Genomic DNA, 16,429 nt, shown 5'->3' on the forward strand with positions numbered 1-16,429 from the left:
ACGCTCAACCCCTTGGTTAGCATGCAGTGGTGACAGCCACACCCAGCGGCGAGCCCGCCATCGGCTGGCCTTCGCGTTTGTCCAAGGCCCGGCTGCATTTCGTGACCGGCAAGGGCGGTACCGGCAAGTCGACGGTGGCGGCCGCACTGGCGCTGTCCCTGGCGGCCGGCGGGCGCCGCGTGCTGCTGGTGGAAGTCGAAGGGCGCCAAGGCATTGCGCAGCTCTTCGATGTGCCGCCGTTGCCACCGGACCCGAGCAAGATCGCGACCGCCGAGGACGGTGGGCAGGTCGACGCGCTGGCGATGGACATCGAGGCCGCGTTCCTGGAATACCTCGACTTGTTCTACAACCTGGGCATTGCCGGGCGGGCGATGCGACGCGTCGGGGCGGTCGAGTTCGCCACCACCATTGCGCCGGGCCTGCGCGACGTCATCCTCACCGGCAAGATCAAGTACCACGTGATCCAGACCGACAAGAACAACAGGCCGGTCTATGACGCGATCGTGGTCGACGCGCCGCCCACCGGCCGGATCGCCCGATTCCTCGACGTCACCAAGGCGGTATCGCAGTTGGCCAAGGGCGGCCCGGTGCATTCGCAGGCCGAGGGTGTGGTGAAGCTGTTGCACTCCGATCAGACGGCGATCCACCTGGTGACGCTGCTGGAGGCGCTGCCGATGCAGGAGACCATCGAGGCCATCGAGGAGCTGCGGGAGCTGGAGTTGCCGATCGGCAGCGTGATCGTCAACCGCGACATCCCCGCGCATCTGGAGCCGGACGATCTGGCCAAGGCGGCCGAGGGCGTCGTCGACGCCGACGCGGTCCGGGCCGGCCTGGCCGCCGCCGGGATCACCCTGGACGACGACGATTTCGCCGGCCTGCTGACCGAGACCATCCAGCACGCGACCCGCATCAGCGCTCGCACCGAAACGGCCGAACAGCTCGAGAAGCTCGACGTGCCGCGTCTGCATCTGCCGACGATCACCGACGGCGTCGACCTCGGCAGCCTCTACGAGCTCTCCGAGATCCTCGCCCGACAGGGGGTTCGATGACACCCGACCCGGCCGGCAAGCCGCTGGCACTGGACATGGCCGCCATCCTGGCCGACACCGCCAACCGGGTGGTGGTGTGCTGTGGCGCCGGCGGCGTCGGCAAGACCACCACCGCCGCCGCGATGGCGCTGCGGGCCGCGGAATACGGCCGCACCGTGGTGGTGCTGACCATCGACCCGGCCCGGCGACTGGCCCAAGCCCTGGGCATCGACGACCTGGGCAACACCCCGCAGCGGGTGCCGCTGCCCGACGAGGTGCCCGGCGAGCTGCACGCGATGATGCTCGACATGCGCCGCACGTTCGACGAGATGGTGACGCAGTACTCCGGGCCCGAACGGGCGGAGGCCATCTTGAACAACCAGTTCTACCAAACGGTGGCCACCTCGCTGTCGGGCACGCAGGAGTACATGGCCATGGAGAAGCTCGGCCAGCTGCTCTCCGAGGACCGCTGGGATCTGGTGGTGGTCGACACCCCGCCGTCGCGCAACGCCCTGGACTTCCTGGACGCACCGAGGCGACTGGGCAGTTTCATGGACAGCCGGCTGTGGAAGCTGCTGCTGGGTCCCGGACGGGGCTTTGGCAAGCTGGTCGCCGGAGCGCTCGGCTTGGCGATGAAGGCGCTCTCGACCGTGCTGGGTTCTCAGATGCTTTCCGACGCAGCGGGTTTCGTCCAATCGCTGGACGCCACCTTCGGCGGCTTTCGGGAGAAGGCTGACCGCACCTACGAGCTGCTCAAGCGCCGAGGCACCCAGTTCGTGGTGGTCTCAGCGGCCGAGCCCGATGCGTTGCGGGAGGCGTCGTTCTTCGTCGACCGGCTTTCCTCCGAGCACATGCCGCTGGCCGGATTGATCCTCAACCGGACCCATCCGATGCTGTGCGAGCTGCCGATCGAGCGCGCCATCGACGCCATCGAGACGCTGCAGGACACCCCGAACGGCCAGACGGCGTCCGACGGGGCCAAGGCGCTCACCACCGCGGCGTTGCAGATTCACGCCGAACGCGGCGCCACCGCCAAGCGTGAGGTCCGGCTGCTGTCGCGCTTCACCCGGGCGAACCCGCGCGTGCCCATCGTCGGGGTGCCGTCACTGCCGTTCGACGTCTCCGACCTGGAGGCCCTCGGCGCGATCGCCGACCAGCTGACCGCGAAGTAGACGCGAAGAAAGCTCAGCGGCCGTTCAGCCGGCGTCGCGTTGTTTGCGCTGGGCGGCGAAGTACTCCCGCCAAGAGGTCACCTCGGGGTGCTGTTTGAGCAGCGCCCGGCGTTGCCGCTCGGTCATGCCGCCCCATACGCCGAACTCCACCCGGTTGTCCAGGGCGTCGGCCAGGCATTCGAGTACCACCGGGCAGTGCCGGCAGATCACCGCCGCCTTGCGCTGGGCGGCACCGCGTACAAAGAGTTCATCCGGGTCAGCGCCTCGGCAGAGCGCCTTGGAGACCCAGGCGATCCTGCCCTCGTCCTGCACGCCACGCAGGACGGTTCGGGACGGCTGGGAAGCTGATGCCACTGATGTGCTGGTCTTGTGAACCGCTGGCCGTGTAACAGACACTGACGATCCTCCGTCCCGGCCGCCCCGGGCAGCCACCTATTCAACATCAACGCCGACCGCTATTGCGATCTACGCCACATCGTGTCATCAGTGTTACCTGAATCGCACTCGATGTCCAAGTTAGGTGGTCAGGTGGCATCTGCGCAACCGGTAGAAGCGCCCTTTTTTGGGACAACCGTGCCGTCCGATCATGATCTGCGGGGCTATCGGCCCTCGCGGGCGTTCCCGACCCGGCTTTTTCTGACGCCGGCGACAACTGCCTGGATCCGGCGTTCGGGGTCTGCTGGGGACTTCGGTGAGCGTCACCGGCCACCGGCGTTACTGTGTTAGCCATGTCGGAGCGTCCCCCGACCGGCCCAACCGTGCTCAAACTGGCCGGGTGTTGTTTGCTCGCCGCCGTGCTCCTTGCGGCGTTGCTGTTCCCGGTCGCGGGCGGGATCGGCCTGATGTCCAATCGCGCCTCCGACGTGGTGGCCAACGGCTCGGCCCAGTTGGTCAACGGCGACGTGCCGGCGGTGACGACGATGGTCGACGCCAAGGGCAACACAATCGCGTGGCTGTACTCCCAGCGCCGATTCGAGGTTCCCAGCGAAAAGATCGCCGACACGATGAAGTTGGCGATCGTCTCCATCGAGGACAAGCGGTTCGCCGAGCACAGCGGTGTCGACTGGAAGGGCACGCTGACCGGGCTGGCCGGCTACGCCTCCGGGGATATCGACACCCGCGGCGGCTCGACACTGGAGCAGCAGTACATCAAGAACTACCAGTTGCTGGTGCTGGCCCAGACCGACGCCGAGAAGCGCGCCGCGATCGAGACCACCCCGGCGCGCAAGCTGCGCGAGATCCGGATGGCGCTCACCCTGGACCGCACCTTCAGCAAGCCGCAGATCCTGACCCGCTACCTCAACCTGGTGTCGTTCGGCAATAACTCCTTCGGTATCCAGGATGCGGCCCAGACCTACTTCGGGGTCGACGCCTCGGACCTGAACTGGCAGCAGGCGGCGCTGCTGGCCGGGATGGTGCAGTCGACCAGCGCGCTGAACCCCTACACCAATCCCGGGGGCGCGCTGGCACGGCGAAACCTGGTGCTGGACACCATGATCGAGAACCTGCCCGACCAGGCCGACGCGCTGCGGGCGGCCAAACAGGAGCCGCTGGGCATCCTGCCGCAACCCAACGAGTTGCCGCGAGGCTGCATCGCGGCCGGCGACCGGGCCTTCTTCTGCGACTACGTGCAGGAATACCTGGCGCGGGCCGGCATCAGCAAGGAGCAGGTGGCCCGCGGCGGGTATGTCATCCACACCACGCTGGACCCCGACGTGCAGGGCTCGGTCAAGCAGGCGATCGACAGTTTCGCCAACCCGAACGTGCAGGGCATCGCCAGCGTGATGAGCGTGATCAAACCCGGCAGCGACGCGCACCCGGTGCTGGCGATGGCCAGCAACCGCACCTACGGGCTCAACGGCGAGATCGGCGAAACCATGCGGCCCCAACCGTTCTCGCTGGTCGGAGACGGTGCCGGGTCGATCTTCAAGACGTTTACGGTGGCCGCGGCGCTGGAGATGGGCATGGGCATCAGCGCCGAACTCGATGTGCCCGGCCGGTTCCAGACCAAGGGCATGGGCTCAGGCGGTGCCAAGGGCTGCCCCAAGGAGACCTGGTGCGTGGTGAACGTCGCCCCCTACCGCTCGCCGATGAACGTCACCACGGCGCTGGCCACCTCGCCGAACACCGCATTCGCCAAACTCATCTCCCAGGTCGGGGTGGGCCGCACCGTCGACATGGCGATCAAGCTGGGGCTGCGCTCCTACGCCGATCCGGGCACCGCCCGCGACTACGACCCGGACAGCAACGAGAGCCTGGCCGACTTCGTCAAACGCCAGAACCTGGGCTCGTTCACCCTGGGCCCGATCGAAGTCAACGCACTGGAGCTGTCCAACGTCGCCGCCACCTTGGCCTCCGGCGGCATCTGGTGCCCGCCGAACCCGATCGACAAGGTCTTCGACCGCAACGGCAACGAGGTAGCCGTCACCACCGAGACCTGTGACCGGGTGGTTCCCGAGGGGCTGGCCAACACCTTGGCCAACGCGTTGAGCAAAGACATCGCCGGCGGTGGCACCGCGGCGCCCGCGGCCGGTTCGGTGGGCTGGGACCTGCCGATGGCCGGCAAGACCGGCACCACCGAGGCGCACCGGTCCTCGGGCTTCCTGGGATTCACCAACCGCTACGCGGCGGCGAACTACATCTTCGACGACTCCAGCTCGCCGTCAGACCTGTGCTCGTTCCCGCTGCGGCACTGCGGCGACGGCGATCTGTACGGCGGCAACGAGCCGGCCCGGACCTGGTTCGCCGCGATGAAGCCGATCGCCACCGACTTCGGCGACGTCGTCATGCCGCCGACCGACCCGCGCTACGTCGACGGCGGGCCCAACTCGCGGGTGCCCAGCGTGGTCGGCCTGGACATCGACGCCGCGCGGGCCCGTCTCAAGGAGGTCGGCTTCCAGGTCGCCGACCAACCGAACTGGGTCAACAGCAGCGCCCGCTCCGGAGCGGTGGTGGGCACCTCGCCTAACGGACAGACCATTCCCGGGTCGATCATCACCATCGAGGTCAGCAACGGCATCCCGCCGCCACCACCGCCGCCGCCGCCGGAGGGCATGCCCCCGCCGGTGGGCTCGACCGTGGTCGAAATTCCGGGGCTGCCGCCGATCACCATTCCGCTGCTGCCACCGCCGGCCCCCGGGCAGCCGCTGCCGCCGTAACCGCGGAGCGTCTGCTGCGGCGCAGTAGGCTGAAACCCATGGCTGCATCACCTGCCCTGACCCGGTCCCTCGTCGCCGCATCGGCCGCGCTCGGACCGGCGGCCCTCGTGGCGTACGGCGCGATCATCGAACGCAATGCCTTCGTGGTGCGTGAGGCGACGATGCCGGTGCTGACGCCGGGCTCGTCACCGTTGCGGGTGCTGCACATCAGCGACATCCACATGCGGCCCGGCCAGCGCCGCAAACAGGCGTGGCTGCGTGAGCTGGTCCGGCTGGAACCGGACCTGGTGGTCAACACCGGCGACAACCTGGCCCACCCCAAGGCGGTGCCGGCCGTGGTGCAGGCGCTGGGCGATCTGCTGTCGGTGCCGGGGGTGTTCGTCTTCGGCAGCAACGACTACTTCGGGCCGCGGCCCAAGAATCCGGCGAAGTATCTGACCAAGCCGACGCATCGCGTCTACGGCACCCCGCTGCCGTGGCAGGACCTGCGCGCGGCGTTCACCGAACGCGGCTGGCTGGACCTGACCCACAACCGTCGCGAATTCGACGTGGCCGGGCTGCGGATCGCCGCCGCGGGCGTCGACGACCCACACATCGAACGGGACCGCTACGACACCATCGCCGGCCCGGTCGACCCGACGGCCAATCTGCGGCTCGGGCTGACCCACTCGCCGGAGCCGCGGGTGCTGGACCGCTTCGCCGCCGACGGCTACCAGCTGGTGATGGCCGGCCACACCCACGGCGGGCAGCTGTGCCTGCCGTTCTACGGGGCACTGGTGACCAACTGCGGCCTGGACCGGTCCCGGGTCAAGGGGCCGTCGCAGTGGGGCGCCGACATGCGCCTGCACGTCTCGGCGGGGATCGGCACCTCGCCGTACGCGCCGGTGCGCTTCGCCTGCCGCCCGGAGGCCAGCCTGCTGACCCTGGTCCCCGCGCCGACCGGCGGCGACGACTCTCGCCTCAGCCGCGGCTCCACGCAGCCGTCCGTGTCGGCCCGTTGACCGCACGGGTTGCCGACCACGGGCACCCACGGCGCTGGGCCGACAACGCGATCCGGCTGATCGAGGCCGACGCGCGGCGCAGTGCCGACACCCACCTGCTGCGCTATCCGCTGCCGTCGGCGTGGGCTGCCGACGCGGATGTGACGCTGTATCTCAAGGACGAGACCACCCACATCACCGGCAGCCTCAAGCACCGGCTGGCCCGCTCACTGTTCCTCTACGGGCTGTGCAACGGCTGGATCGCCGAGGGCACCACGGTGGTGGAGGCCTCGTCGGGGTCGACGGCGGTGTCGGAGGCTTATTTCGCTGCCCTGCTGGGCCTGCCGTTCGTCGCGGTGATGCCGGCCTCGACCAGCGCCTCGAAGGTGGCGTTGATCGAGGCGCAGGGCGGGCGGTGTCATTTCGTGGAGCATTCGGCCGACGTCTACGCCGAAGCCGAGCAGATCGCCGCCGAGAGCGGCGGGCACTACCTGGATCAGTTCACCAATGCCGAGCGGGCCACCGACTGGCGCGGCAACAACAACATCGCCGAATCGATCTTCTCCCAGCTGCGCGACGAAGCCCACCCGATCCCGGACTGGGTCGTGGTCGGGGCCGGCACCGGTGGCACCAGCGCGACGATCGGGCGTTACATCCGGTATCGCCGCCACCCGACCCGGCTGTGTGTGGTCGACCCGGAGCGTTCGGCGTTCTATCCGGCCTACGAGCAGTGCCGGTCTGACGTGGTGATCGAGGAGTCCTCGCGCATCGAGGGCATCGGACGGCCGCGGGTGGAGCCGTCGTTCCTACCGGATGTGGTGGACCGGATGGTGGCGGTACCCGACGCGGCCTCGGTGGCCACCATGCGGCACGTCAGCGCGGTGCTGGGCCGGCGGGTGGGCGCCTCGACGGGCACCAATGTGTGGGGGGCGTTCGGGTTGCTGGCCGAGATGGTCGCCGACGGGCGCAGCGGGTCGGTGGTGACCGTGCTGGCCGACAGCGGCGACCGCTACGCCGACACCTACTTCTGCGACGACTGGGTGGCGCAGCAAGGGCTGGACACCGCCGGTCCGGCCGCGGTGCTGGCCGGGTTCGAGCGGTCCTGCCGCTTCGCGTTCGCCTGAGCCCCCTCTTCGGCGGTGTCAGGGTTGGTGGCCACCAGCCACAGCGCAGCCAGAGCGAAGAACCCGGCATACACCGCGCCGCCCAACAGCGTCATGATCTGGCTCCCTTGCTAAACGTTATTAGCCAGTCTGCCTAGTCTTGGCTGTGTTTGCAGCTCCCCACGCCGGAATGTGGGGCGTTTCATGCTGTTGGCAGCGGGGTGACCTGCGCCGCGAGGGAGCTTGCTGCCTCCCAGCTCCCCCGTGGCGCCGGCGGGGAACTAGGTGATAGTTGCCCGCCTTTGCGCGACAACTCGACGCTGACGGGGCGGGCAGATCTCCTCATGGGCAGTGCGTTTGGGTGGCTGCGGGGGCGGTGCGATACGCTGTCGTGGCTTCACGGGGTGTGGCGCAGCTTGGTAGCGTGCTTCGTTCGGGACGAAGAGGTCGTGGGTTCGAATCCCGCCACCCCGACTCAGGTTGTTGCAGGTAGAGGGCTCCGACTGGTCAATCCGGTCAGGGGCCCTTTTCCGTCGCGGTCCGCAGTAGCTTTCAGCGCCTTCCGGCGAGCCGAGTCGAGAGCGACCTACACCTGCTCCAGAGCGGAAACAGTCGACGACCGCGTCATCGCGTGTGGCGGGGGTGCTGTAGCCGTCTTGCGCACCGCGGTGCTGGGCACGCCTTGGGCTGTGCATCACGGCAGGGTCGCGTAGGTTTTTAGAGCATCAGTATCCGAGAACTCCACGCAGCATTCAACGAAAGTCATCATGTCCGAGGACCAGAGCACAGACGTTCCACCCAATCACCTCTCCGTCGATCCGAGCAGCGCCTTCTATAACGAAGAGACGCTCCGCCGCGGCGTGGGTATTCGCTTCAACGGCGCCGAGAAAACCAATGTGCACGAATACAACGTGGCGGAGGGTTGGGTGCGGGTGGAAGTCCCCACCGCCAAGGATCGCCGCGGAAATCCGATGGTCGTCAAGCTCAGCGGCACGGTTGAACCGTATTTCCGCCCCGCGGAGTAGCGGGTGCCCCTGATTTAGCGCCGCGGTTCTAGGTTCGACGGACCGTGCCGAGGCGAGCCGGTCACCCCAACGATCGAACAGCGGTTCGGCCCGCTGGCGGAGCGCCAGATGTGCGTCAAAGCTGTGTCGATAGCCGGAATCCCACGACCGCGGACGGGTACGGCGGTGGACCGGCACTGGGGCGAGACGCCAGGAATTCCGCTTGGATCATGATGTCGGCTGCGGCGGCACCGGCCTACCCTGGACACGTGATGGAAGTACTCCCGTGGGTGGTTCCGATCATCGCGATCCTGGTCATCGTCAGCGTCCTGATCGCGCTCTCGGCGCACTTCAACCACGACTGAGCAGCACGCGTCCCAGCGGTATCCGGGTGGGGACTCCCGGGACCGCTAGATGCCACGCGTCCGGGTCGACTCCCCGCTGAGCCCCCGGGCCGTATTGACCAGGCCCACCATCGAAAACGCCTGCGGGGTGTTGCCGACCAGCCGGCCGGCGGCGGTGTCGTACTCCTCGCTGAGCAGCCCGACATCGTTGCGCAGGCTCAACAGGCGCTCGAACAACGCCCGGGCCTCATCGCGGCGGCCGATGCCGTGCAGCGCGTCGGCCAGCCAGAAGGTGCACACCAAAAACGCGCCCTCGCTGCCGGGCAGACCGTCCACCGAGCCCTGGTCGGTGTCATAGCGCCTCAAGAAGCCGTCGCTGGACAGCTCCCGCTGCACCGCAGCGACGGTCCCCACCACCCGCGGGTCGTCCCACGGCAGGAAACCCACCCGGGGGATCAGCAACAGCGCCGAGTCCAGGCCGGCGGAACCGTAGGACTGGGTGAAGGTCTGCCGCTCGGCGTCGAAGCCATGCTCGCAGACGTCGGCGTGGATCGCCGCTGCCAGCGCCCGCCACCGATCGACCGGTCCGTCCCGGCCGTGGGTCTGCACCGCGTGCACCGCCCGGTCCACGCCCGCCCACGCCATCACCTTCGAGTGCACGAAATGCCGTTGCGGGCCGCGGACCTCCCACAGGCTGGCGTCGGGCTGGTGCCAGTTGCCCTCGAGGAAGTCCAGCAGGGCGCGCTGGATGTCCCAGGCGGTGTCCTCGCACTCCAGACCGGAATCCAGCGCGAGGTTCAGCCCGTCGAGCACCTCGCCCCACACGTCGAGTTGGAACTGACCGGCCGCGCCGTTGCCGACCCGCACCGGCGCCGAACCCTCGTACCCGGACAACCAATCCAGGGTCAGCTCCGGCAGCCGGCGGGTGCCGTCCAGGCCGTACATGATCTGCAGTTTGGCCGGGTCACCGGCCACCGCGCGGACCAGCCACTCCCGCCAGGCCTTGGCTTCGGCGACGTAGCCGGTGCCCAGCAGCGCCTGCAGCGTGAAGGTGGCATCCCGCAGCCAGCAGTAGCGGTAATCCCAATTACGCACCCCGCCAAGGCTTTCCGGAAGTGATGTGGTGGCGGCGGCGACGATGCCGCCGGTAGGGGCGTAGGTGAGCGCCTTGAGCGTGATCACCGCGCGGCGCACCGCATCCGACCACTGACCCCGGTATCGGCACTGGTCGATCCAGTTCTGCCAGAACGACAGCGTCTTGCCCAGCGCATGCATGGCCTCGGATCGCACGGCGTCGGGCAGCAGATGCGACGGCGTGTGGGTCAGCACGAACGGCACCTTGTCGCCGGCGGACACCTCGAATTCCGCGACGGTTGTCATGTTTTCGCCCCGCATGGTGACCGGGCTGCTCAGACAGACCGTGTCCGGGCCGGCCACCGCGATCAGCCCCTCCTCGCTGCGGCGCATCCAGGGCACCACATTGCCATAGTCGAACCGGATCGCCAGGTCCATGCGCACCGGCACCCGCCCGGAGATGCCCTCGACGATCCGGACCACGTCGGCGGCCTTCCCCCGCGGCGGCATGAAGTCGGTGACGCGCACCGTGCCGTCGCCGGTGTCCCATTCGCTGTCGACGACCAGGGTGTCGCCGCGGTAGCCGCGCCGGGTGGCCGGGCCGCCGGCAGCCGGGGCGATGCGCCAGTAGCCGGCGGACTCGTCGTGCAACAGCGCCGCAAAACAGGCCGGGGAGTCGAACCGCGGCAGGCACAGCCAGTCGATGCTGCCGTCACGGCCCAAAAGCGCCGCGGTGTGCAGGTCACCCAGTAGCGCGTAGTCCTCGATCGGTGCCGACGCCATCGGCGATCAGAGGCGTTCCTTGACCGCGGCCGACAACCGGGAACCATCGGCCTTGCCCGCGGCGATCGCGGTAGCGGCCTTCATCACCAGACCCATGTGCTTGGAGTGCGGGCGTTCACCGATCTGCTCGGCCACCTGCGCCAGTGCGGTGTCGACGACGTCGGCCAATTCGGCCTCGCTGAGCGGTTCGGGCAGGTACTCGGCGATGATCCGGGCCTCGGCGTGTTCTTCGGCGGCGAGCTCACCACGGCTGTTCTGGGTGTAGATCTCCGCGGACTCCGCGCGCTTGCGCGCCTCGCGCGCCAGCACCTTGAGCACCTCGTCGTCGGTCAGCTCGCGGGCCTGCTTGCCGGCGACCTCTTCGGACTGGATCGCGGCCAGCAGCATCCGTAAAGTCGCGGTGCGCAGCTTGTCTTGCGCCTTCATCGCTTCGGTCAGGTCCGCCCGCAACTGCGATTTGAGTTCCGCCATGCCGCATAACGCTACGCTCAGCCACATGGTGAATCCGCCGCCTGGCTACCCCGGCCCTGGTTTTCCTCCGCCCGGTTACGGGCCGCCACCGCCGGGTTACGGCCCGCCACCCGGTTACGGGCCGCCCCCGGGTTATGGCCCGCCACCGGGTTACGGGCCACCGCCTCCCGGATATGGGCCGCCGCCACCGGGCTACGGCCCGCCACCGGGGTACGGTCCCCCGCCGGGATACGGCCCGGGATATCCGCAGCCCGACCTCAAACCCGGGGTGATCCCGCTGCGCCCGCTCAGCTTGACCGACATCTACAACGGCGCCGTCGGCTACATTCGGGCCAACCCGGCCGTGGTGCTGGGGCTGACCGCGATCGTCGTGGTGGCCACCCAGATCATCAGTGGCATCGCGCTGTTCGGCCTGCTGACGGCCGTCGGGCCGCAACACCGCGGGCCGTCGGCCGCCGAGATCTCCGGGGGCGACGTGGCGGCGTGGATGACCGCCTTCGCCGGCGCCGCTATCGTGACCGCCCTGGGCACCATCGTGCTGACCGGCATGCTGACCGCCGTCGTCGGACGTTCGGTGTTCGGCTCCCCGATCACCGTCGGGGAAGCCTGGGCGATCGTCCGCACCCGCTTTGCGGCGCTGATCGGCCTGACCGCCCTGATCGGGCTCGCGGCGGCGGTGTTGTGCGGGTTCGTCGCGTTCGTCATCGCTGTCGCCGGCGGAGCCGGAGGCACCGGGGCCGCCGTGCTGGTCGGCCTGCCGCTGGTGCTGGCATTGGTCGCGGCGCTCGGCTACGGCTACGCGGTTCTGGTGTTCGCACCGACGGTGATCGTGCTGGAGCGGCAATCGGTGTTTGACGCGATGCGCCGGTCGTTCGCCCTGGTGCGCAACAGTTTCTGGCGGGTGCTGGGCATCATGGTTCTGACCGCGCTGATCGCCTCGCTGATCAGCAGCGCGGTGGCCTTCCCGTTCAACATCATCGGGATGGCGGTCACCCACGGCGCCGACGCCTTGACCGGCTCGGCACAGCTGGGCTTGTTCTCCCGGATCGGTGCGACGATCGGGCAGATCATCGTGCTGCCCTTCACCGCAGGCGTGACGGTGCTGCTCTACACCGATCGCCGTATCCGCGCCGAAGCGTTCGACCTGGTGCTGCGGACCGGTGTTGCGAGCGGGCCGTACGCGGGCGGGCCGACCGACCACCTGTGGCTGACCCGGCCACCGGGGTGAGGATCAGCGGGTGCCCACCGTCGACATCGACCGCGAAACCGCTCGCGAAGCCGCCGAACGGGAACTGAGTAAACCGATCTACCCGCGGCCGTCCCCGAAGCAGCAGTTCATCGACTTCCTCGAAACACTGATCCGGCGGCTGGTGCTCAAGGGCGCGGAGCTGCCCGGCGGATGGTTCACCATCAGCGTGTTGTTGATCGTGCTCGCGGCGGCGGTGCTGGCCGCCGTCCACGTGGGTCGCCGCATGCTGCGCGACGGCGACCGCCACCCGCCGTTGTTCGGCACTGCGCAGCTCAGCGCCGCAGAACACCGCGCGGCCGCGCAGCGGTACGCCGCTTCCGAAGAATGGGGCGAGGCGATCCGGCACCGACTGCGGGCGGTGGCCCGCGAACTCGAGGAAACCGGGGTGGTTCATCCCGCTGTGGGCCGCACCGCCACCGAACTGGCCCGCGACGCCGGCGCGGCGCTGCCGAGCCTGGCGGGCGAGCTGCTCCGCGCCGCCGAGACGTTCAACGACGTCAACTACGGCGAGCTGCCGGCCACCCCGGAGGGATATCGGATCGTCGCCGACCTGGATGAGCGGGTGCGCTCCACAACGCCGCGGCGGCAGTACCGGTGACGGCCACCCGGCGGACGTGGCTGTGGGGCACGCTGGCTCTTGTTGTGATCGCGGTGGTTTCAGCGGTCGGCGTCTATCTGACCAATCCCCGGCCGGGGGGCCGGATGGATCCGCACGCCACCGGCCCCGAGGGCGCACACGCCGTGGTGACGCTGCTGCGTGATCGCGGCGTCGAGGTGGCGATCGCCGATACCCTCGACGACGTCACCCGCGCGGCGCGCCCGGATGCGCTGGTGCTGGTGGCCGAGACCCGGCGCATCGTCGGTGACGAGCTGCTGGACCGGCTGGCCGGCCTTCCCGGCGACCGGCTGCTGGTGGCGCCCGACACCAGGGCGCGCAAAGCCCTGGCGCCCGGCGTGCGCTCCGGCCCGGCGCGTACGTTCACCCGCCAGCCCGGCTGCAGTCTGCGCGAGGCCGAACGCGCCGGAACGGTCGACCTCGGCACGACAGCGACTTACCTTGCATCGCAAGGGAGATCGATACGCAGCTGCTATGACGGCGCGCTGGTGCGTTACCACGATGGCAGCCGGACCGTCACCGTGGTCGGCAGCGCGTCCTTCATGACGAACAGCGATCTGGCCCGCGAAGGCAATGCGGCCCTGGCAATGAACCTCGCCGGCGCCCGCAACCTGCTCATCTGGTATGCGCCTCAACACAGCGAAGGCGGACCATCAGGCCGCGCAACACTTCTCGAGCTGGTCCCGGAGAATGTGACCTGGTTGGTCTGGCAGCTGTGCGTGGCGCTGGCGCTGGCCGCATTGTGGAAGGGGCGCCGCCTCGGCCCGCTGGTCGCCGAGCGCATGCCGGTTGTCGTGCGTGCCTCGGAGACCGTCGAGGGTCTCGGCCGGCTCTACCGCTCCCACCGGGCCCGCGACCGGGCGGCCGCCGCGCTACGCACCGCAACCGTGCGCCGACTCGCCCCGCGGCTGGGGTTGGGGCCAGCTCCGGATCCGCCGGAGCTGGTCGCGGCGGTGGCCCAGCGTATCGGCGCGCACCCGGACTGGTTGGGGCCGTTGCTGTTCGGCCCCGCTCCGGAATCCGACGACGCACTGGTCGGTCTTGCTCAGGCACTCGATGACATCGAAAGGCAGGTCACCGGATCGTGACACAGACTCCCCCGCACAATCCCGCGGCAGCGGCGGCCCGCGACGCGCTGCTGGCGTTGCGCACCGAGGTCGCCAAGGTGGTGGTCGGCCAGGATGCGGTGGTCGGCGGCCTGGTGATCGCCCTGCTATGCCGCGGCCACGTGCTGCTCGAAGGCGTTCCGGGCGTGGCGAAGACCCTGCTGGTGCGGACGCTGGCCGCGGCGTTGCGGCTGGATTTCAAACGGGTCCAGTTCACCCCCGACCTGATGCCCGGCGATATCACCGGCTCCCTGGTCTACGACACCAACACCGCACAGTTCATGTTCCGGCCCGGGCCGGTCTTCACCAACCTGCTGCTGGCCGACGAGATCAACCGCACCCCGCCGAAAACCCAAGCGGCGCTGCTGGAAGCGATGGAAGAGGGGCAGGTCAGTGTCGAGGGGGCGGCCAAGCCGCTGCCCGACCCGTTCATCGTCGCCGCCACGGCCAACCCGATCGAGTACGAGGGCACCTACCGGCTGCCGGAGGCCCAACTCGACCGGTTCCTGCTCAAGCTGACCGTCCCGCTACCGGGGCGCAACGCCGAGATCGACATCCTGTCCCGGCACGCGCGGGGTTTCGACCCGCACGACTTGTCCGCGGTCGCGCAGGTCGCCGGTCCCGACGATCTCGCGGCCGGCCGTGCCGCGGTGCGCCAGGTGCTGGTCGCCGACCAGGTGCTGGGCTACATCGTCGACGTGGTCACCGCGACCCGGCACTCGCCTGCGTTGCAACTGGGCGTCTCGCCGCGCGGCGCGACCGCCCTGCTGGCCACGTCGCGGTCGTGGGCATGGCTGTCCGGGCGCAACTACGTGACGCCCGATGACGTCAAGGCGATGGCCCCGGCCACGCTGCGGCACCGGGTGATGTTGCGTCCGGAGGCCGAACTCGAAGGCGCCAGCGCCGACGGTGTGCTCGACGGCATCCTGGCCTCGGTTCCGGTGCCGCGCTGGTGATCCTGACCGGCCGCACCGCACTGATCGCACTGGTCTGCGCTCTGCCCGTCGGGCTGGCTCCCTGGCCGGCGACGGCGTTCGCCGTGCTGCTGGCCGGGCTCGCCGTGGCGGTGATGCTCGACGTCGCGCTGGCTGCCGATCCGGCCGCGCTGCGCATCACCCGGACGATGGACAACGCCGTGCGGCTCGGCCAGTCAGTGCCGACCACCCTGACCCTGCACGGCGACCGCCGGTTGCGCGGGCAACTGCGCGACGCCTGGCCGCCCAGCGCCGGCGCCTGGCCGCGCGCGCACCCGTTGGACCTGCGCGCCGGCCAGGAGCTTCGGGTGCGCACCGAGCTGCGGCCGATTCGGCGCGGTGACCAGCACGCCGACCGGGTCACGGTGCGCTCGGTCGGGCCGCTGGGTCTGGCGGGCCGGCAACGCTCCCGGATGGTAGCCGGTCACGTGCGGGTGCTGCCGCCGTTCCTGTCCCGCCGGCATCTGCCGGCGCGGCTGGCCCGGCTGCGTGAGATCGACGGGAACCTGCCGGCACTGGTCCGTGGCCAGGGCAGCGAGTTCGACTCGCTGCGCGAATACGTCGCCGGTGACGACGTCCGCTCGATCGACTGGCGGGCCACCGCCCGACGCTCGGAGGTGGTGGTGCGGACCTGGCGACCCGAGCGGGACCGGCGCGTCGTCATCGTGCTCGACACCGGCCGGACCGCGGCGGGGCGGATCGGGGTCGACCCGACCGCGCGCGACCCGGCGGGCTGGCCGCGGCTGGATTGGTCGATGGATGCCGCACTGTTGTTGGCGGCGTTGGCGTTACGGGCCGGTGATCATGTCGATCTGTTGGCCCACGACTCTCTGATCCGGGCCGGGGTGTTCGGTGCGTCGCGCACCCGGCTGTTCGCCCAGCTGGTCGACGCGATGGCGCCGCTGCAACCGGCGTTGGTCGAAACCGACGCGGCGGCAATGCTTTCCACCTTGTCTCGGCGGGCCCGCCGCGGCAACCTGGTGGTGCTGCTCACCGATCTGAATGCCTCCGCACTGGAGGAAGGGTTACTGCCGGTGCTGCCGAAACTGACTGCCGAACACCTGGTGATTCTGGCCGCGGTCGCCGATCCCCGGGTGGAACGGCTGGCGCGCGGACGCGCCGACGCCGCCGCGGTGTACGACGCCGGCGCCGCGGAACGCTCGCGCAACCAGCGCCGCGCGGTGGCTGCGAAGTTGCGGCGCAGCGGCGTGCAGGTGATCGACGCCCCGCCCGACGAGCTGGCGCCGGAGCTGGCCGACGCCTATCTGGCGATGAAGGCCGCCGGACGGCTGTGACGGGGCTCGCGAGCGTGCGCCGAGTGCCGCGATCCGCGGCGTGTCGCTGAGCCAACACGCCCACTCGCGCTA

14 protein-coding genes and 1 tRNA gene are annotated in these 16,429 nt (G+C 69.5%); 12 read left to right on the plus strand and 3 right to left on the minus strand.

Annotated elements, in window-relative coordinates; translation table 11 throughout:
- Nucleotides 1-26: 26 nt before the first annotated feature.
- Together bagA and bagB are read left to right on the plus strand one after the other, a co-directional pair.
- Complete coding sequence (gene bagA / locus AC5Y4Q_RS05970) at nucleotides 27-1,049, plus strand: ATPase BagA (RefSeq protein WP_499958362.1); 1,023 nt, start codon at nucleotides 27-29, stop codon at nucleotides 1,047-1,049.
- Nucleotides 1,046-2,200, plus strand: a complete 1,155-nt coding sequence (gene bagB / locus AC5Y4Q_RS05975) for an ATPase BagB (RefSeq protein WP_125225399.1) — start codon at nucleotides 1,046-1,048, stop codon at nucleotides 2,198-2,200. Before bagA ends, bagB begins: the two co-directional genes overlap by 4 nt.
- Nucleotides 2,201-2,224: 24 nt before the next feature.
- On the opposite strand, the gene AC5Y4Q_RS05980 is transcribed toward bagB, so the two are convergent.
- On the minus strand, nucleotides 2,225-2,596 hold the full coding sequence (locus AC5Y4Q_RS05980) for a WhiB family transcriptional regulator (protein WP_064922724.1): 372 nt from the start codon (nucleotides 2,594-2,596) through the stop codon (nucleotides 2,225-2,227).
- A gap of 332 nt (nucleotides 2,597-2,928) precedes the next feature.
- On the opposite strand from AC5Y4Q_RS05980, the gene ponA2 reads away from it, so the two are divergent.
- The 5 genes from ponA2 to AC5Y4Q_RS06005 all read left to right on the plus strand — a co-directional run bounded on the left by ponA2 (nucleotide 2,929) and on the right by AC5Y4Q_RS06005 (nucleotide 8,466).
- Complete coding sequence (ponA2, locus tag AC5Y4Q_RS05985; RefSeq protein ID WP_499958365.1) at nucleotides 2,929-5,358, plus strand: transglycosylase/D,D-transpeptidase PonA2; 2,430 nt, start codon at nucleotides 2,929-2,931, stop codon at nucleotides 5,356-5,358.
- Nucleotides 5,359-5,396: 38 nt separating this feature from the next.
- Complete coding sequence (locus AC5Y4Q_RS05990; protein ID WP_064922728.1) at nucleotides 5,397-6,359, plus strand: metallophosphoesterase; 963 nt, start codon at nucleotides 5,397-5,399, stop codon at nucleotides 6,357-6,359.
- Nucleotides 6,356-7,462, plus strand: coding sequence for an L-cysteine desulfhydrase Cds1 (cds1, locus tag AC5Y4Q_RS05995; protein ID WP_499958367.1), 1,107 nt, complete (start codon nucleotides 6,356-6,358; stop codon nucleotides 7,460-7,462). The genes AC5Y4Q_RS05990 and cds1 overlap by 4 nt, the downstream gene beginning before the upstream one ends.
- A gap of 379 nt (nucleotides 7,463-7,841) precedes the next feature.
- Nucleotides 7,842-7,915 (plus strand) — tRNA-Pro (locus AC5Y4Q_RS06000).
- A gap of 293 nt (nucleotides 7,916-8,208) precedes the next feature.
- A complete protein-coding gene (locus tag AC5Y4Q_RS06005; protein ID WP_499958369.1) occupies nucleotides 8,209-8,466 on the plus strand; it encodes a DUF3297 family protein in 258 nt (85 codons plus the stop codon).
- 389 nt (nucleotides 8,467-8,855) lie between these two features.
- On the opposite strand, the gene AC5Y4Q_RS06010 is transcribed toward AC5Y4Q_RS06005, so the two are convergent.
- The gene (locus tag AC5Y4Q_RS06010) at nucleotides 8,856-10,646 is read right to left on the minus strand and encodes a glycoside hydrolase family 15 protein (RefSeq protein ID WP_499958371.1); all 1,791 of its coding nucleotides are present in this window, start codon (nucleotides 10,644-10,646) and stop codon (nucleotides 8,856-8,858) included.
- 6 nt (nucleotides 10,647-10,652) lie between these two features.
- Complete coding sequence (locus AC5Y4Q_RS06015; RefSeq protein ID WP_499958373.1) at nucleotides 10,653-11,117, minus strand: GatB/YqeY domain-containing protein; 465 nt, start codon at nucleotides 11,115-11,117, stop codon at nucleotides 10,653-10,655.
- Nucleotides 11,118-11,142: 25 nt separating this feature from the next.
- Here AC5Y4Q_RS06015 and AC5Y4Q_RS06020 point away from each other — a divergent pair, with 25 nt between their 5' ends.
- Genes AC5Y4Q_RS06020 through AC5Y4Q_RS06040 form a run of 5 tightly spaced genes read left to right on the plus strand, consistent with a single transcriptional unit; the run spans nucleotide 11,143 to nucleotide 16,357 of the window.
- Nucleotides 11,143-12,345 (plus strand): DUF7847 domain-containing protein, encoded by a 1,203-nt coding sequence (locus AC5Y4Q_RS06020; protein ID WP_064922738.1) that lies wholly within the window; start codon nucleotides 11,143-11,145, stop codon nucleotides 12,343-12,345.
- A gap of 10 nt (nucleotides 12,346-12,355) precedes the next feature.
- The gene (locus AC5Y4Q_RS06025) at nucleotides 12,356-12,964 is read left to right on the plus strand and encodes a DUF4129 domain-containing protein (RefSeq protein WP_125225395.1); all 609 of its coding nucleotides are present in this window, start codon (nucleotides 12,356-12,358) and stop codon (nucleotides 12,962-12,964) included.
- Nucleotides 12,961-14,070, plus strand: coding sequence for a DUF4350 domain-containing protein (locus tag AC5Y4Q_RS06030; protein ID WP_499958376.1), 1,110 nt, complete (start codon nucleotides 12,961-12,963; stop codon nucleotides 14,068-14,070). Before AC5Y4Q_RS06025 ends, AC5Y4Q_RS06030 begins: the two co-directional genes overlap by 4 nt.
- Nucleotides 14,064-15,044 carry an AAA family ATPase gene (locus AC5Y4Q_RS06035; RefSeq protein ID WP_499958744.1) on the plus strand — a complete coding sequence of 327 codons (981 nt, stop codon included), beginning with the start codon at nucleotides 14,064-14,066 and terminating at the stop codon, nucleotides 15,042-15,044. Before AC5Y4Q_RS06030 ends, AC5Y4Q_RS06035 begins: the two co-directional genes overlap by 7 nt.
- On the plus strand, nucleotides 15,041-16,357 hold the full coding sequence (locus AC5Y4Q_RS06040) for a DUF58 domain-containing protein (protein ID WP_499958378.1): 1,317 nt from the start codon (nucleotides 15,041-15,043) through the stop codon (nucleotides 16,355-16,357). Before AC5Y4Q_RS06035 ends, AC5Y4Q_RS06040 begins: the two co-directional genes overlap by 4 nt.
- Nucleotides 16,358-16,429: the final 72 nt, after the last annotated feature.

Source organism: Mycobacterium sp. NGS16, assembly GCF_059813225.1.